17 protein-coding genes are annotated in these 14,515 nt (G+C 58.1%); 7 read left to right on the top strand and 10 right to left on the bottom strand.

What is annotated here, in order from left to right:
* Positions 1–2 precede the first annotated feature (2 nt).
* From AC2FNR_RS04925 to AC2FNR_RS04915, 3 genes are all read left to right on the top strand, one after another.
* Positions 3–206 (top strand): DUF2783 domain-containing protein, encoded by a 204-nt coding sequence (locus AC2FNR_RS04925; protein ID WP_353391594.1) that lies wholly within the window; start codon positions 3–5, stop codon positions 204–206.
* A gap of 12 nt (positions 207–218) precedes the next feature.
* Positions 219–854, top strand: coding sequence for a maleylacetoacetate isomerase (maiA, locus tag AC2FNR_RS04920; RefSeq protein WP_496848272.1), 636 nt, complete (start codon positions 219–221; stop codon positions 852–854).
* An 82-nt stretch (positions 855–936) separates the two neighbouring features.
* Complete coding sequence (locus AC2FNR_RS04915; RefSeq protein WP_480868108.1) at positions 937–1,278, top strand: DOPA 4,5-dioxygenase family protein; 342 nt, start codon at positions 937–939, stop codon at positions 1,276–1,278.
* On the opposite strand, the gene AC2FNR_RS04910 is transcribed toward AC2FNR_RS04915, so the two are convergent.
* A complete protein-coding gene (locus AC2FNR_RS04910) occupies positions 1,275–2,903 on the bottom strand; it encodes an acyl-CoA synthetase (RefSeq protein WP_496848271.1) in 1,629 nt (542 codons plus the stop codon). The two genes, AC2FNR_RS04915 and AC2FNR_RS04910, sit on opposite strands and share 4 nt — an antisense overlap.
* A gap of 217 nt (positions 2,904–3,120) precedes the next feature.
* Here AC2FNR_RS04910 and AC2FNR_RS04905 point away from each other — a divergent pair, with 217 nt between their 5' ends.
* Positions 3,121–4,512, top strand: a complete 1,392-nt coding sequence (locus tag AC2FNR_RS04905) for an aminotransferase family protein (RefSeq protein WP_496848270.1) — start codon at positions 3,121–3,123, stop codon at positions 4,510–4,512.
* Between the two features lie 99 nt (positions 4,513–4,611).
* Here AC2FNR_RS04905 and AC2FNR_RS04900 read toward each other — a convergent pair whose 3' ends face one another.
* The 6 genes from AC2FNR_RS04900 to pyk form a co-directional block, all read right to left on the bottom strand.
* Positions 4,612–5,388, bottom strand: a complete 777-nt coding sequence (locus AC2FNR_RS04900) for a methyltransferase domain-containing protein (protein WP_353391586.1) — start codon at positions 5,386–5,388, stop codon at positions 4,612–4,614.
* Positions 5,389–5,550: 162 nt separating this feature from the next.
* A complete protein-coding gene (gene rplT / locus AC2FNR_RS04895; protein WP_008756009.1) occupies positions 5,551–5,916 on the bottom strand; it encodes a 50S ribosomal protein L20 in 366 nt (121 codons plus the stop codon).
* A gap of 14 nt (positions 5,917–5,930) precedes the next feature.
* Entirely contained in the window at positions 5,931–6,131 is a 201-nt protein-coding gene (gene rpmI / locus AC2FNR_RS04890; RefSeq protein ID WP_010443552.1) for a 50S ribosomal protein L35, read from the bottom strand.
* A gap of 180 nt (positions 6,132–6,311) precedes the next feature.
* The gene (locus AC2FNR_RS04885; RefSeq protein ID WP_496848269.1) at positions 6,312–7,862 is read right to left on the bottom strand and encodes an alanine/glycine:cation symporter family protein; all 1,551 of its coding nucleotides are present in this window, start codon (positions 7,860–7,862) and stop codon (positions 6,312–6,314) included.
* A 14-nt stretch (positions 7,863–7,876) separates the two neighbouring features.
* A complete protein-coding gene (locus AC2FNR_RS04880) occupies positions 7,877–8,314 on the bottom strand; it encodes a universal stress protein (RefSeq protein WP_170356081.1) in 438 nt (145 codons plus the stop codon).
* A gap of 211 nt (positions 8,315–8,525) precedes the next feature.
* The gene (gene pyk / locus AC2FNR_RS04875) at positions 8,526–9,971 is read right to left on the bottom strand and encodes a pyruvate kinase (protein WP_496848268.1); all 1,446 of its coding nucleotides are present in this window, start codon (positions 9,969–9,971) and stop codon (positions 8,526–8,528) included.
* A 133-nt stretch (positions 9,972–10,104) separates the two neighbouring features.
* On the opposite strand from pyk, the gene AC2FNR_RS04870 reads away from it, so the two are divergent.
* The 3 genes from AC2FNR_RS04870 to AC2FNR_RS04860 all read left to right on the top strand — a co-directional run bounded on the left by AC2FNR_RS04870 (position 10,105) and on the right by AC2FNR_RS04860 (position 11,529).
* Complete coding sequence (locus AC2FNR_RS04870) at positions 10,105–10,842, top strand: N-formylglutamate amidohydrolase (RefSeq protein WP_496848267.1); 738 nt, start codon at positions 10,105–10,107, stop codon at positions 10,840–10,842.
* Positions 10,843–10,901: 59 nt separating this feature from the next.
* Entirely contained in the window at positions 10,902–11,141 is a 240-nt protein-coding gene (locus AC2FNR_RS04865) for a DUF6868 family protein (protein ID WP_496848266.1), read from the top strand.
* 73 nt (positions 11,142–11,214) lie between these two features.
* A complete protein-coding gene (locus tag AC2FNR_RS04860; RefSeq protein WP_170754950.1) occupies positions 11,215–11,529 on the top strand; it encodes a DUF1244 domain-containing protein in 315 nt (104 codons plus the stop codon).
* 43 nt (positions 11,530–11,572) lie between these two features.
* On the opposite strand, the gene AC2FNR_RS04855 is transcribed toward AC2FNR_RS04860, so the two are convergent.
* The 3 genes from AC2FNR_RS04855 to dgcN all read right to left on the bottom strand — a co-directional run bounded on the left by AC2FNR_RS04855 (position 11,573) and on the right by dgcN (position 14,473).
* Positions 11,573–12,433: a D-amino-acid transaminase gene (locus AC2FNR_RS04855; RefSeq protein ID WP_496848265.1), complete on the bottom strand. Its 861-nt coding sequence runs from the start codon at positions 12,431–12,433 to the stop codon at positions 11,573–11,575.
* A 10-nt stretch (positions 12,434–12,443) separates the two neighbouring features.
* Positions 12,444–13,409 carry an N-acetyl-D-Glu racemase DgcA gene (gene dgcA, locus AC2FNR_RS04850; protein WP_496848264.1) on the bottom strand — a complete coding sequence of 322 codons (966 nt, stop codon included), beginning with the start codon at positions 13,407–13,409 and terminating at the stop codon, positions 12,444–12,446.
* A 62-nt stretch (positions 13,410–13,471) separates the two neighbouring features.
* A complete protein-coding gene (dgcN, locus tag AC2FNR_RS04845) occupies positions 13,472–14,473 on the bottom strand; it encodes an N-acetyltransferase DgcN (protein ID WP_496848263.1) in 1,002 nt (333 codons plus the stop codon).
* Between the last annotated feature and the right edge of the window lie 42 nt (positions 14,474–14,515).

The raw sequence follows: 14,515 nt of genomic DNA, 5'->3' as shown, positions 1-14,515 counted from the left end.
GGATGGCTGACTTGATACTCACACCGAATTTCGACAATGCGGACGACTTTTATGCCAACCTGCTGGCCCTGCATGACGGGCTGGATAAGACAGACAGCGACGCGCTCAACGCACGGCTGGTTTTGGTGCTGGCCAACCATATCGGTGACGCCGACGTCTTGTCTCAGGCTTTGAAAACGGCAGAATTACCTGACGACCAAAACTGACAGGAGGTAAGGATGAGCGTCATACTGTATGACTTCTGGCGCTCTTCAGCCAGTTACCGCGTGCGCATCGCGCTGAATTTGGCTGGGGTCGCCTATCGCGCAGTTTCTATCGATCTGGCCAGTGGTGACCAAAAGTCTGACACGCATCTGGCACGTAATCCGCAAGGGTTGGTTCCCGTGCTTGAGATTGACGGCCTGCGGCTGACTCAATCGCTGGCGATCATAGATTATCTGGACAACACGCGGGGGCTGGGTCTGTTGCCCGCTGAACCCGCAGCCCGCGCACAGTCATTGGCCTTGGCACAATCCATCGCGGTGGATCTGCACCCGGTCTGCAACCTTTCGGTCGCGCGCCACGCCACCACGCTGACCCGCGATGCAGGCGATATGCCCGGCGACTGGATGCGCCATTTCATCCGCCCCGGCCTTTTGGCGTTCGAAACCCTTTTGGGCGATTTTGAACAATCCCCCTACTGCACAGGCGCACAGCCCGGTTTGGCCGATCTGTGTCTGATACCTCAGCTATACAACGCACGTCGCTGGCAGGTCGATCTGACCGGACTACCCCGTATCCTGAGTGTCGACGCTGCCTGCGCAGACCTGCCCGCCTTTGCACAGGCGCACCCGGACCGGCACGAGCCTGACTGACTGCACAGGGTCTGTGTGCGCACGTTAGTAGGAAATAGAACCGCCGCGGCATAAAGTCTTCTCAGCAAGGATGGAGGCCCCTATGCCCGAGATCACCGGCTATCACGCCCATGTCTATTTCGATGCTGATACTCAAACAATCGCGCAACAGCTTTGCCAAGAAGCAGGTCGCCTGTTCCCTGTTGAGATAGGTCGGATGCACGCCAAAAATGTCGGCCCGCATCCGCGGTGGAGTTGCCAATTGGCATTTGCCCCGGACGCCTTCGATCAGGTCATTCCATGGCTGATGCTGAACCGGCAAGGATTGACCATCTTTACGCATCCCGAAACTGGCCAACATCTTGAGGACCACCGGGATCGCGCCATCTGGATGGGCGAGATGCTGAAGCTGGACCTGTCGATCTTTGACCGAATGGGTGCTTAGCCCAGCGCTTTAGCCTGATCCCGCAGCTTGAACTTTTGGACCTTGCCGGTCGACGTCTTGGGTAGCGGCCCGAACACCACCGTCTTGGGCGCTTTGAAATGGGCCATGTGATCGCGACAGAATGCAATGATGTCTGCGTCACTCGTCTGCGCGCCGGGCTTGAGTTCGACAAATGCACAGGGCGTCTCGCCCCATTTATCATCGGGCCGGGCGACCACGGCAGCCTCCATCACGGCGGGGTGTTTATACAGGATATCTTCCACTTCGACCGACGAAATGTTCTCGCCCCCCGAGATGATGATGTCTTTGGACCGGTCTTTGAGCGCAATATAGCCATCGGGGTGCATCACCCCCAGATCGCCCGAGGCGAACCATCCGCCGTTGAACGCCTTGTCGGTCGCATCTGGGTTCTTGAGGTACCCCTTCATCACGACATTGCCCTGCATGAATATCTCGCCCATGGTCTCGCCATCGGCAGGCACAGGGGCCAGCGTTTCAGGGTCGGCTACCATCAGCCCGGACAAAGCCGTGTACCGCACACCCTGCCGTACCTTCAACGCAGCGCGTTCGTCTGCATCTTTAGTGTTCCACTCGTCTTTCCAAGCGCAGACAACCGAAGGGCCGTATGTCTCGGTCAGCCCATAGACATGGGTGACCTCGATCCCCATCCCTTCCATATTCGCGATAACTGCCGCAGGTGGCGGAGCACCAGCGGTCATCACTTTGATCTGGTGGTCGAAATCCTTGAGGTGATCCGGCGCGTTCGCCAGCATGTTCAGAACGATCGGCGCGCCGCAGAAATGCGTGACCTTTTCATCGCGGAAAGCAGCATAGATCGGCTCGTCCCGCACAGCGCGCAAGCAGACCGAAACCCCCGCATTCGCCGCCATCGCCCACGGGAAACACCAACCGTTGCAGTGAAACATTGGCAAGGTCCACAGATAGACCGAGTGTTTGGGCATATCCCAATCCAACAGATCAGACTGCGCGTTCAGCATCGCACCCCTGTGATGGTACACAACACCCTTGGGATTGCCCGTTGTACCCGACGTATAGTTCAGGGTGATTGCGTTCCATTCGTCATCTGGCAAAGACCACGCGAACTCTGGGTCGCCTTCAGCCAGCAGCGCGTCATAGGTCAGCGCCCCAAGCTTTTCACCGCCCTCAAAGCTGTCATCTTCTATGTCGATCAGCAGTAAGTCGTGATCGACATGTTTCAACGCCTCTTTGACGACGCCCGAGAATTCTGGGTCAACCAGCAGGGCCTTGGACTCTGCGTGATTCAAGATAAACGCGATGATCGGTGCATCCAGTCGCGTGTTGATGGCGTTCAGCACCGCCCCGGACATTGGGACACCGAAATGCGCCTCGTACATTTCGGGGATGTTGGCGGCGATGATCGAGACGGTGTCGCCCTTGCCGATCCCGCGCGCGGCTAAAGCGCCAGCCATTTGGCGGGACCGGGTATATGTCTCGGCCCATGTGTACCGGCGCGCGCCGAAAACAACGGACGGATAGTCGGGATAAATCTGCGCGGTCCGCTCTATGAAACTTAGCGGCGACAAGGGCGTATAATTTGCCCGGTTCCTATCCAGGTGACGCTCATAGATATTGGCTTCGGTCATCGTTTGCCCCTCCCTTATTGCACGGGACTTGATCACAATCCCGCAGGCAAGACAAATTCGTAGAAATACGCGCACAGTCATGGACTGGCGATACGCGATGATGCAATCTGGCCCTATCTACGGATGGCCATTCGCGGTGATCTGAGCCATCAAGAACACACAGGCCGGGACCCAGTTCCCGCACCTTGCGCACCCATACTTTGTGAAAGGACATGTCATGGACGGCACGTTCAACGAAAACGATCTTTCCCGCGTGGTCGAAGCCGACCGCGCCCATATCTGGCACCACCTGATCCAGCACAAACCCTTTGAAACCAATGATCCGCGCATCATTGTCGAAGGCAAAGGCATGCGCGTTTGGGACCAGAACGGCAAGGAACATCTGGATGCCGTATCCGGCGGGGTCTGGACGGTCAACGTGGGCTATGGCCGCGAATCGATCTGCAAGGCGGTCTACGACCAGCTGATGAAGCTGTGTTACTTCGCCAACTCGGCCGGGTCGATTCCGGGCTCGATCTTTGCGGAAAAGCTGATCAGCAAGATGCCGGGGATGAGCCGCGTTTACTATATGAACTCGGGCTCTGAGGCGAATGAGAAAGCCTTTAAGATGGTCCGCCAGATCGCCCACAAGAAATACGGCGGCAAGAAGACCAAGATTCTTTACCGCGATCGCGACTACCACGGCTCAACCCTCGCGGCGATGTCGGCGGGTGGTCAGGATGAGCGTAACGCTCAATACGGCCCCTTCGCGCCGGATTTCGTGCGCGTGCCGCACTGCATGGAATACCGCAAGCACGAGCTGGACGGCGCCCCCGAAGAGAATTTCGGCGAATGGGCTGCTGATCAGATCGAAGAGGTCATCCTCCGCGAAGGCCCCGATACTGTCGGCGCACTGTGCCTCGAACCCGTGACCGCTGGCGGTGGTGTGATTGAGGCCCCCGAAGGCTATTGGCAGCGCGTGCAGGAGATTTGCGACAAGTATGACATCCTGCTGCATATCGACGAAGTTGTCTGTGGCATTGGTCGTACCGGCACATGGTTTGGCTATCAGCAATATGGTGTGAAGCCTGACTTTGTGACCATGGCCAAGGGCGTCGCCTCGGGTTACGCCGCCATCGCTTGCATGGTCACCACCGAGGAAATCTTTGACATGTTCAAAGACAATGCAGACGACCCGATGAACTATTTCCGCGACATCTCTACCTTCGGCGGCTGCACTGCAGGCCCGGCGGCGGCGATCGAGAACATGCGGATCATCGAAGATGAAAACCTGCTGCAAAACTGCACCGACATGGGCGCGCGCATGATTGGTAACCTGCAAGAGCTGATGGAAAAGCACAAAGTCATCGGCGACGTGCGCGGCAAGGGCCTGTTCCTTGGCGCAGAACTGGTTGCGGATCGTTCCACCCGCGAGCCGGTGAACGAAAAGATGGCACAAGCAGTTGTGGCCGACTGCATGGCGCAGGGGGTGATCATCGGTGTGACCAACCGTTCGGTGCCAGGCAAGAACAACACGCTGTGCTTCTCACCCGCGCTGGTTGCCACTCCGGACGATATCGACCAGATCACCGACGCGGTGGACGGTGCGCTCGGGCGTGTGTTTGGGTAGACTACTAGTTGATTACAGCCCAGAAACCGGTGCCCATGGCGCCGGTCTTTTGGTCGTAACGAGAAACAACGAGCCAACTATAGCTCTACTGCTCCGTTGCTATAGCTTACGGCCGCTGACGACGAAATGAGTTAGAGAAAAGAAAAACTTTCCTTGCATAGCCAAGGCTCTCTGTTCATCTGCCCAGGCGGCCGCTTCCTCATCAGGTAAAAGCTGCTTGGACTTAGTGAACCTTTCCATCAGGACAATCAACATATTGGCCAGCCCATCTGGCCGGAGTTGAGTATCGCAAACGGTAACGGGAGCTACTCCCTCCACTTCAAAACCAGCATCCGTCAGGATTGGAGGCAAAAGAGCTGGCACTCCTCTCTCAACAAAATGCTCATCCCATGCCCTTACCATCCGCGCCATCCGAGCAGGATCTTCACTGAACCAAATCAAACTGTCGAAATGGATATCGCCTATGACGAGCAACCCCCCTGGTTTTAAGCACCGATAGGCTTCGCCCACCGCGGCCGGAATATCGTCCAGGTACTCATACACCTGCACTGATACGGCCTTGTCAACCGAGGCGTCTTTGACGGGAAGGCGTCCGGCTTCGCCTTCAACGATCTTGACCCAATCATAAGTTTGACATCTATTTTCGGCCGAATGCCGCATAGCGTCACTAGGATCAATTCCTATGACATGGCCGGTTCCACCAACTGCCCGAGCTAGCTCTGCCGTTAATAGGCCGTTGCCGCATCCTATGTCCGCTATGGTATCACCGGGGGAAGGCTTTAGCGCATCAAAGGAACCGCGACGTCGACGCGTTACGTCGGCGCCTTCATAGACACTATCCAAAAGACGGGTTGTCTCCTCATCAAACTCAAGCATGTCGCCGACCCCGAAGAAATTAGTTTAACCAGTGGTTCGACATCTAACATTTCCTGACAAATAAGTCTGCCGGCAGAGCAAAGCCAACTTTCAGACAACCGCCGAACAAAAAAGCCGCCCCGAATGGGACGGCCTTTCATTCACTGTCTCTGTATCAGAGGATCAGGCAGCCAGAGCGGCCTGAGCTTTGGCGACGATCGCGCCGAACGCTTCCGGTTCGTGCACGGCCAGGTCGGCCAGAACTTTGCGGTCCACTTCGATACCGGCCAGGTTCAGGCCGTTGATGAAGCGGGAATAGGTCAGAGCCTCGTCATGCGAACGGACAGCAGCGTTGATACGCTGGATCCACAGCGCGCGGAAGTTGCGCTTGCGGTTCTTACGGTCGCGGGTTGCGTACTGGTTGGCCTTGTCGACGGCCTGACGGGCAACCTTGAAGGTGCTCTTGCGGCGGCCATAGTAACCTTTGGCGGCCTTGATGACCTTCTTGTGACGGGCGTGAGTTACGGTTCCACCTTTAACGCGGGACATGTTGGTATCTCCTCTTAGCGGTCGTAGGGCATGTAGCCCTTGACGATCTTGGCGTCGGGGGCGGACAGGGTGGTGTTGCCACGGGCGTCGCGGATGAACTTTTTGGTCCGCTTGATCATGCCGTGCCGTTTGCCGGCCTGGCCAGCAAGGACCTTACCGGTCGCAGTCACCTTAAAGCGCTTCTTGGCGCTCGACTTGGTCTTCATCTTAGGCATTTCCGTCTCCTTCCAGGGTTCGGTTTCAGACGCGACTCGGCATGCCATCTCGGCCGGTCACGCAACAGATGCGCCGTTTACGCAAGTTCGATCATACTGGCAAGGGGGTTTGGACCAGAATCTGCGGATTCTGCAACTGGTCAGGCACCGGGGCGACGCAAACCGCCCCGGTGAAATGATTTAGTGGCCAAATTTGCGGATTTCGCCGCTTTTCAGCCGGGCCGCATAGCTCGCCAGCTCTTCGCGCACGACCTTCATCAGGAAATACAGCGCAAAGACGTTCACAACCGCCATGGCAAAGATCGCCGCGTCCGAGAAATCGATGACCGGACCAAGGTTGGCCGCCGCACCGATCACCACGAAGACACAGAAGATGATCTTGAAGATCAGCTCTTTGGTATGACCCTCGCCAAACAGGTAGGTCCAGGCCTTGAGGCCGTAGTAGGACCAGCTGATCATGGTCGAGAAGGCGAACAGAACCACCGCGATGGCCAACACGAACGGGAACCAGCCAAAGGCGCTACCAAAGGCCGCCGAGGTCAGACTGACGCCCGAATTGCCGTCAACGGTTGCGATACCGTTGCCCGCTTCGTTCAGCACGTACAGGCCAGTTGCCGGATCAACGATCAGCTGTTGGGTGATGATGATTACCAGCGCTGTCATGGTACAGATCACAACCGTGTCGATGAACGGCTCCAACAGGGACACGAACCCTTCGGTTATCGGCTCGCTGGTTTTCACCGCCGAGTGCGCGATCGCAGCCGAGCCCACGCCCGCTTCGTTCGAGAATGCCGCACGACGGAAGCCCTGAATCAGCGCACCGACCATACCGCCAGCAACGCCGAGGCCGGTGAAGGCGCCTGCGAAAATCTGACCAAAGGCCCACCCGATCTGATCCGCATGCATGATGATAATGACCAGAGCGGCCAGAACATACATGACACCCATAAACGGCACGACTTTTTCGGTCACACGCGCAATGGACTTCAGGCCACCCACGATCACAGCGAATACGATACCCGCAAAGACCAAACCGGTGATCCAGCCGGGATAATCTCCGACGATGCCCGCGATCTGCTGGTGCGCCTGGTTGGCCTGGAACATGTTGCCCCCGCCCAGCGCGCCAAGGATACAGAAGATCGAAAACAGAACCGCCAGGATCTTGCCACCTGGCAGGCCTAGTTCAGCAAAGCCCTTGGACATGTAATACATCGGGCCACCCGACACGGTGCCGTCGTCGTATTCATTTCGGTATTTCACGCCCAGCGTACATTCTGTGAATTTCGAGGCCATGCCCAGAAGGCCCGCCATGATCATCCAGAAAGTCGCGCCCGGCCCGCCGATCCCGATGGCCACGGCCACACCGGCAATGTTGCCCAGACCGACCGTACCTGAAAGCGCAGTCGCCAGCGCCTGAAAGTGGCTGACTTCGCCGGCGTCATTCGGGTCAGAATAATCGCCTTTGACTAGGCTGATCGCGTGCCCAAAGAAACGGAACTGCACAAAGGCGAAATACACTGAAAAGACCGTCGCGGCGACAACCAGCCACCCCACGATCCATGGGAAACCAGTGCCGGGAAACGGCGCGAAGATAAAGCTGACGAACGGGCCGGTAAAATCGGCAAAAGCCTGATTGATCCTTTCGTCCAGACCCGCGGCCTCTTGCGCCATTGCGGGGCTTGCGCCCAGCATCACGGCGGCGGCCAGCGCTGTTTTCTGATAGATACTCATTTTCATCGCTCTCCTCAGTTCACGACAGTGACCGGTACATCGGCATGCATGACCAGATTCTGGGTCGAACTGCCGAACAGCCGTTTCTTGAACCCATCTGCCGATGCTCGCCCGACGATGATCTGGGTGCCGCCATTTTCGACCGTGATCGCGTTCAGCGTTTCGGCCACGTCGCCGTGGCGCACGATGCCCTGGGCCGTGAACCCGCCCGAGGTCAAAGCATCAACCGCAGGCGTAACGATGCGCGAAGTCGCCAATGCAACTTCTTCTTCGCGCCGCTTGTGTCGCTGGGCGTTTTCTTCAGGTGTCTGAAAAGTAAAAGGGGACCATTCGATGACGTAAACCACAAGTAATTCACACGTTCCGATCCGTTCAGCCAGGTCTTTGGCAAAGGCGATCGCGCGCTCTCCGGTTTCTGTCCCGTCCAGTCCGATGACAATCTTGGTTGTCATGACGTTTCTCCAATATTGTTGATTATACCGGGGCCCGTGCCCCCGGGCGGGCAGCCGGAGTCTGGAACGAATTCAATAGACTACCCGTGAAAATCAGTATCCGAGAAAAACAGCGAAAAACAGAGGGGAAACTGCAGATTACCCTCAAATTTCACCTATATATATGTTTTTAAAGTGTATATTTTGCCTATTTATTGAGCAATTCAGGACCTCAACCCGGATCTGTGTTGTAAATCAAACGCTCATCACAGGGCGCGATACGTAGGATATTGGTGGTGCCCGGCACATTAAACGGCACACCAGCAGTCACCACGATCTGATCAGTTTCCGCGGCAAAGCCCCCAGCACGAGCTGCACGGGCTGCATTCACAACCGCGCCCTTGAAACGCTCCAGCTCGGGCGTCATCACGCAATGGCACCCCCAGCTCAGGCATAGTCGCCGCGCAGTGCCGGTGGCCGGGGTCATGGCGATAATCGGCACTTCGGGCCTTTCTCGGGCAGTCAGCAAAGCAGTAGTCCCGCTTTGGGTGAAGCAGCAGATCGCCTTGATATCAGTCTTTTCTGCAATCTCGCGCGCAGCGGCAACGATCCCATCGGCGATCGTTGTCCCCTTGGCCGTACGAGACGAGGCAATAATCTGACCATATGTCGGGTCCGCCTCGACCTCGATGGCGACCTTGTTCATTGTCTGCACGGCTTCGACCGGGTAGGAACCCGCAGCTGACTCGGCACTGAGCATGATAGCATCGGTGCCCTCATAGATCGCGGTGGCCACATCCGAGACCTCGGCCCGAGTGGGCATTGGACTTTCAATCATGCTTTCCAGCATCTGCGTCGCGACAATGACCGGTTTGGCCGCACCCCGGCATTTGCGCACCAGACGTTTCTGGATCGGCGGCACGGCCGAAACCGGCAGTTCAACCCCCAGATCGCCACGCGCCACCATGATCCCGTCAGACGCATCCAGAATGTCGTCAAACGCCTCGACTGCGGCGGGCTTTTCGATCTTGGACAGGATCGCCGCCCGACCATCGGCCAGCGCGCGCGCCTCGAAAACGTCCTTGGCGCGCTGCACAAAGCTCAGCGCCAGCCAGTCGACACCCAATTGGCAAACAAATTCCAGATCGTCGCGGTCCTTGGCCGACAGGGCCGCCAACGGCAGCACCACATCAGGCACATTTACGCCTTTGCGGTTAGAGATCGTGCCACCCACCTCAACGGTACAATTGGCGAAATCCTGACCGCACTCCTGCACGATCAGGCGGATTTTACCGTCATTGACAAGCAGGCGTGCGCCGGGTTCCAACGCGGCGAAAATCTCGGGATGCGGCAGGCAAACGCGATTGATGTCCCCGGCCTCCGGGTCAAGGTCCAGCCGGAACGCCGCCTCCTCTTCCAATTCCTCAGAGTCGTTGGCAAAGACGCCGACACGCAGTTTCGGCCCCTGCAAATCGGCCAGAATGGCAATCGGGCTGTCCAGATCCTTTTCAACCTGACGGATAATTCGGTGCCGCTCGCGGATTTCATCATGACTACCGTGGCTCATGTTCAAGCGGAACACATCGGCCCCGGCCTCGTGCAGGGCTCGGATCATGTCATAGTCATTCGACGCCGGACCCAGCGTCGCCACGATTTTCACATTTCTCAGGCGTCGCATTGTTGGTGTTCTCCTTACGTATTCCCTGGGCGTCGCGCAAATGTTACCGCAAACATTGCTTCAAGCTGCTTATTGCGCAATTCCCTTTTATTAGCAACTGCCCTACACCTGCGACGAACCAGATGACAGGCTTATGACGTATTCTCCGTTTTTTATCCACGGCGCAGATCGCCCTTCGCGTTGGCTGATCACATGTGACCACGCCACCAACACCGTCCCACACGACATCAACGGCGGAGACCTCGGCCTGCCGCGCGAGGATATGGAGCGTCACATCGCCTATGACGTGGGGGCGTACGAGGTCTCGAAACATCTTGGGGAAATCCTGAACGCGCCTGTAGTGGCGGCCAATTTCTCGCGTCTGGTGATCGACCCGAACCGGGGCGAGGATGACCCGACCCTGCTGATGAAGCTGTATGATGGGTCGATCATCCCCGGCAATCGTCACGCCGACGCGGCCGAGCGGGAACGGCGACTGAACATGTGTTATCGCCCCTATCACAATGCTTTGGCCGAGCTGGCGGCCTTACCCCATGCGGTGATTGTGTCCATGCACTCCTTTACCCGACAGCTGCGGGGGCGCGACCCCCGCCCGTGGCATGTGGGCGTTTTGCACACCCCAGACGAGCGTTTTGCGCGCCCGCTGATCACCCGGTTGCAGGCAGAAGACCACCTGTGCGTCGGCGTAAACGAACCCTATACCGGTATCCTGCCCGGAGATGCCATCGACAAGCACTGCACCGCCTTTGGTCGCCCCAATGCCCTAATCGAGCTGCGCAATGATCTGATCGCCGATCACGCTGGACAACGGGCTTGGGCGGAACGTTTGGCAGTTGTGCTGCAGGACGCACTGGATACCAGCGACCTTTGACCACACCTCATTGTGAGGATACCACCTGATCCCCACATATTCGTCGAAAGGGGATCGCCATGACCCAGGAATTCGCAACCTCTGTGTTTGGCTGGATGGCCGCGCTGAACATCGCAGTGCTGTTGTTCACAACATTAATGGTCCTACTGCTGCAGGAGCAGATTGCCGGCATTCACAGCAAGTTATTCCAGATGGAGCGGTCGGAAGTGAAACGAGCGTATTTCCGGTATCTGGCCAACTACAAGATCCTTACATTGATCTTTTGTATCGTACCTTGGCTGGCCTTGAAACTGGCCTGACATCCTGTTTGTTGAAACATCGCCTCCTGGCCGCTAGGTCAAGGACAACGATACTGTCATCCGGAGTCAGCGCATGGACAAGCAAACCGAAATCGAACTTCAGGCCGCAGCCTTCCGCCGGTTGCAAAAGCACCTGATGGAAGACCGCACCGACGTGCAGAACATCGACATGATGAATCTGGCCGGGTTCTGCCGCAACTGCCTGTCGCGCTGGTATCAGGAAGCGGCGAATGAAAAGGGCATCGAGATGGGCAAGGACGAAGCCCGTCAAATTTTCTACGGCATGACCATGGATGAGTGGAAAGCCAATTATCAGACCGAAGCCAGCCCCGAAAAACAGGCCGCCTTCGAGGTCGCCTTTGACGAAAACGTCACCAAAAAAGGTTGAACGCTGAAATCAAAAAGGCCCGCCGGTTTGGCGAGCCTTTTGCTTAGATCGCCGCCTTGCGGCTTTCATCCAGATAAATCTCACGCAGACGCTTGGCAATCGGCCCTGGCGTGCCATCGCCTAGTGCGACGCCGTCAATCTCGACTACCGGCATGACAAAGGCGCTGGCCGAGGTGGTGAACGCTTCATCCGCCTCTTTCGCCTCATCGATCGTAAACAGGCGTTCTTCGACTTCCATCTGCGCCTCGGCAGCCATACGCAACACGGCCTTGCGGGTGATCCCATGCAAGATGTCGTTGGACAGCGGGCGGGTCACGATCTTGCCGTCCTTTACGAAATAGGCGTTGTTACTGGTGCCTTCGGTGACATAGCCATCCTCAATCATCCACGCATCATCGCATCCGGCGGCCTTGGCCATCATCTTGCCCATCGACGGGTACAGCAACTGCACTGTCTTGATATCACGGCGGCCCCAGCGAATGTCATCAATCGAGATGATCTTAGCGCCCTTCTGCGCGGCCGGGCTGTCGGCCAATCCCGGCTTGTTCTGGGAGAACAGAACCAGCGTCGGCTTGGTATCGGCCGCAGGGAACACGAAATCCCGGTCCCCGTCGCTGCCACGCGAGACCTGCAGGTAGATCAGACCTTCTTCGATCCCGTTCAGCTCGACCAGTTCGCGGTGAATAGCCAGGAGTTCATCCTTACTGCATGGCTCGGCCATCTGCAGCTCGCCCAGAGAGCGTTTCAGGCGCACGGCGTGGCCTTCGAAATCGATCAGCTTGCCGTCCAGCACGCTGGTCACCTCATAAACGGCGTCGGCCATCAGGAAACCACGGTCAAAGATCGAGACCTTGGCCTCGGTCTCGGGCAGGTACTCTCCGTTCACGTAAACGGTGCGGGTCATGTCACTCTCCTCAGCCCCAGAGCGCCGCTTTTGGCGGATGCACTCCGGCGTCATCAAAAATAAGCGGGTTGGTGCGGTCTTCGGCCAGAAGAAGCGGGCCGTCAAGGTCCGTTACCATCGCACCCTGCGCCAACAAGGTCGCAGGGGCCATCGCAAGCGAGCTGCCAACCATGCAACCGACCATGACCTTATAGCCCTCGGCCAGCGCCTGCTGCCGCAGCGCTAGAGCCTCGGTCAGACCGCCGGTTTTGTCGAGCTTTATGTTGACCACATCATATTTGCCCTTGAGGCAGGGCAAGCTGCTGCGATCATGACAGGACTCGTCGGCGCACACGGGCACCGGACGCTCCATTCCGATCAGCGCGTCATCTTCACCGGCAGGCAAGGGTTGCTCGACCAGAGCCACACCCAAACGCACCAGATGCGGGGCAAGGTCGGCATAAACAGCGGCCGACCAACCCTCATTCGCGTCGACGATGATCCGCGCGTTCGGCGCGCCCGCGCGAACGGCTTCAAGCCGGGGCATGTCATCCGGCGTGCCCAGCTTGATCTTGAGAAGCGGACGATGCGCATTGGCTGAAGCTTGCGCCTGCATCGCCTCGGGCGTGTCCAGCGACAGAGTATAGGCGGTGATCTCGGGGCCCGGCACCGGCAGACCGGCCAAGTCCCACGCCCGTTTGCCCGCACGCTTGCATTCCAGATCCCACAGCGCACAGTCCACAGCGTTTCGAGCCGCCCCAGCAGGCAGCAGCTCCATCAGTGACTGACGGGTGAAATCCCCAGGCAATTCCGCGATCTCGGCCTCGACCGACTCCAGCGTTTCATCATACCGCGCATAGGGCACACATTCGCCCCAGCCCTGATGCACCCCGTCCGAGATCCGTACGGTCAGCACATTGGCTTCGGTCCGCGACCCGCGCGATATGGTGAACACCTGCGCCAACCGAAACACATCCCGCGAAACGTCTATCCGCATCAAAAATCTTTCCCCTGCAGAGTGACCAAGATTTTTCGACGAAAAACCTTGGTCCGACCGTGTTACAGCGCCGCCAGCGCGTCAACCAGCATACCCGCACCAAAGCGGTACGGGTCGGTTGCGGGCAAGCCCATCTCGGCCTCAACCTCGGCGATATAGGCACGCGCGTCGTCTTCGCTCAGGTTCTGCGTGTTGATCGAGACGCCGACAACCTGACAGGCCGGATTGGCGATCCGCGCCAACGGCAGCGCCGCGTCACGCAGATCCGGCAGCGACGGCAGAGAATATTCGGGCAGGCCGCGCATATGCGTCCGTGTGGGTTCGTGACACAGGATCAGCGCATCGGGCTGACCGCCGTGGATCAGCGCCATGGTCACACCGGAATAGGACACATGATACAGTGACCCCTGCCCTTCGATGTGATCCCAGTGATCGGCGTCATTTTCGGGCGTCAGGTATTCGACCGCCCCGGCCATGAAATCGGCCACGACCGCGTCGAGCGGAACCCCTTGCCCGGTGATCAGAATGCCCGTCTGCCCCGTGGCGCGGAAAGTGGATTTCATGCCCCGCTTGCGCATCTCGGCGTCCATCGACATGGCGGTATACATCTTACCCGCCGAACAATCGGTCCCCACGGCCAGACACCGCTTGCCGCTGCGCTTTTTACCATTGGCAATCGGATAGCCAACAGTCGGCACACGCACGTCGTGCAACGTGCAGCCATGGGTTTGCGCCGCGGCCACCAGATCGCCCTCATCGCGCAACAGGTTATGTAGGCCAGAGGCCAGATCAAACCCCATCTCGAGCGCCTCGATCAGCACTTTCTTCCACGCCGCACTGATCACGCCGCCCCGGTTGGCAACGCCAATGACCAGCGTTTTCGCCCCAGCAGCTTTGGCCTCGGCCAGAGTCAGGTCGGTCATGCCCAGATCGGCCTTGCAACCCTCCATCCGGTACTGGCCCACGGCGTTCTCGGGACGCCAGTCCCGGATGCCGATGGCGACTTTTGCGGCCAACTGGTCGGGCGCATCGCCCAAAAACAACAGATACGGTGTCTCGATCATTGCGGTGCACTCCTTTGATTCCGACGCAGGCTAGTGGAGCCG

The sequence above is a fragment of the Ruegeria sp. SATB045 genome, assembly GCF_059613525.1.
The sequence above is the reverse complement of the archived record's forward strand: the minus strand, read 5'-3'. Positions and strand labels throughout refer to the sequence as shown.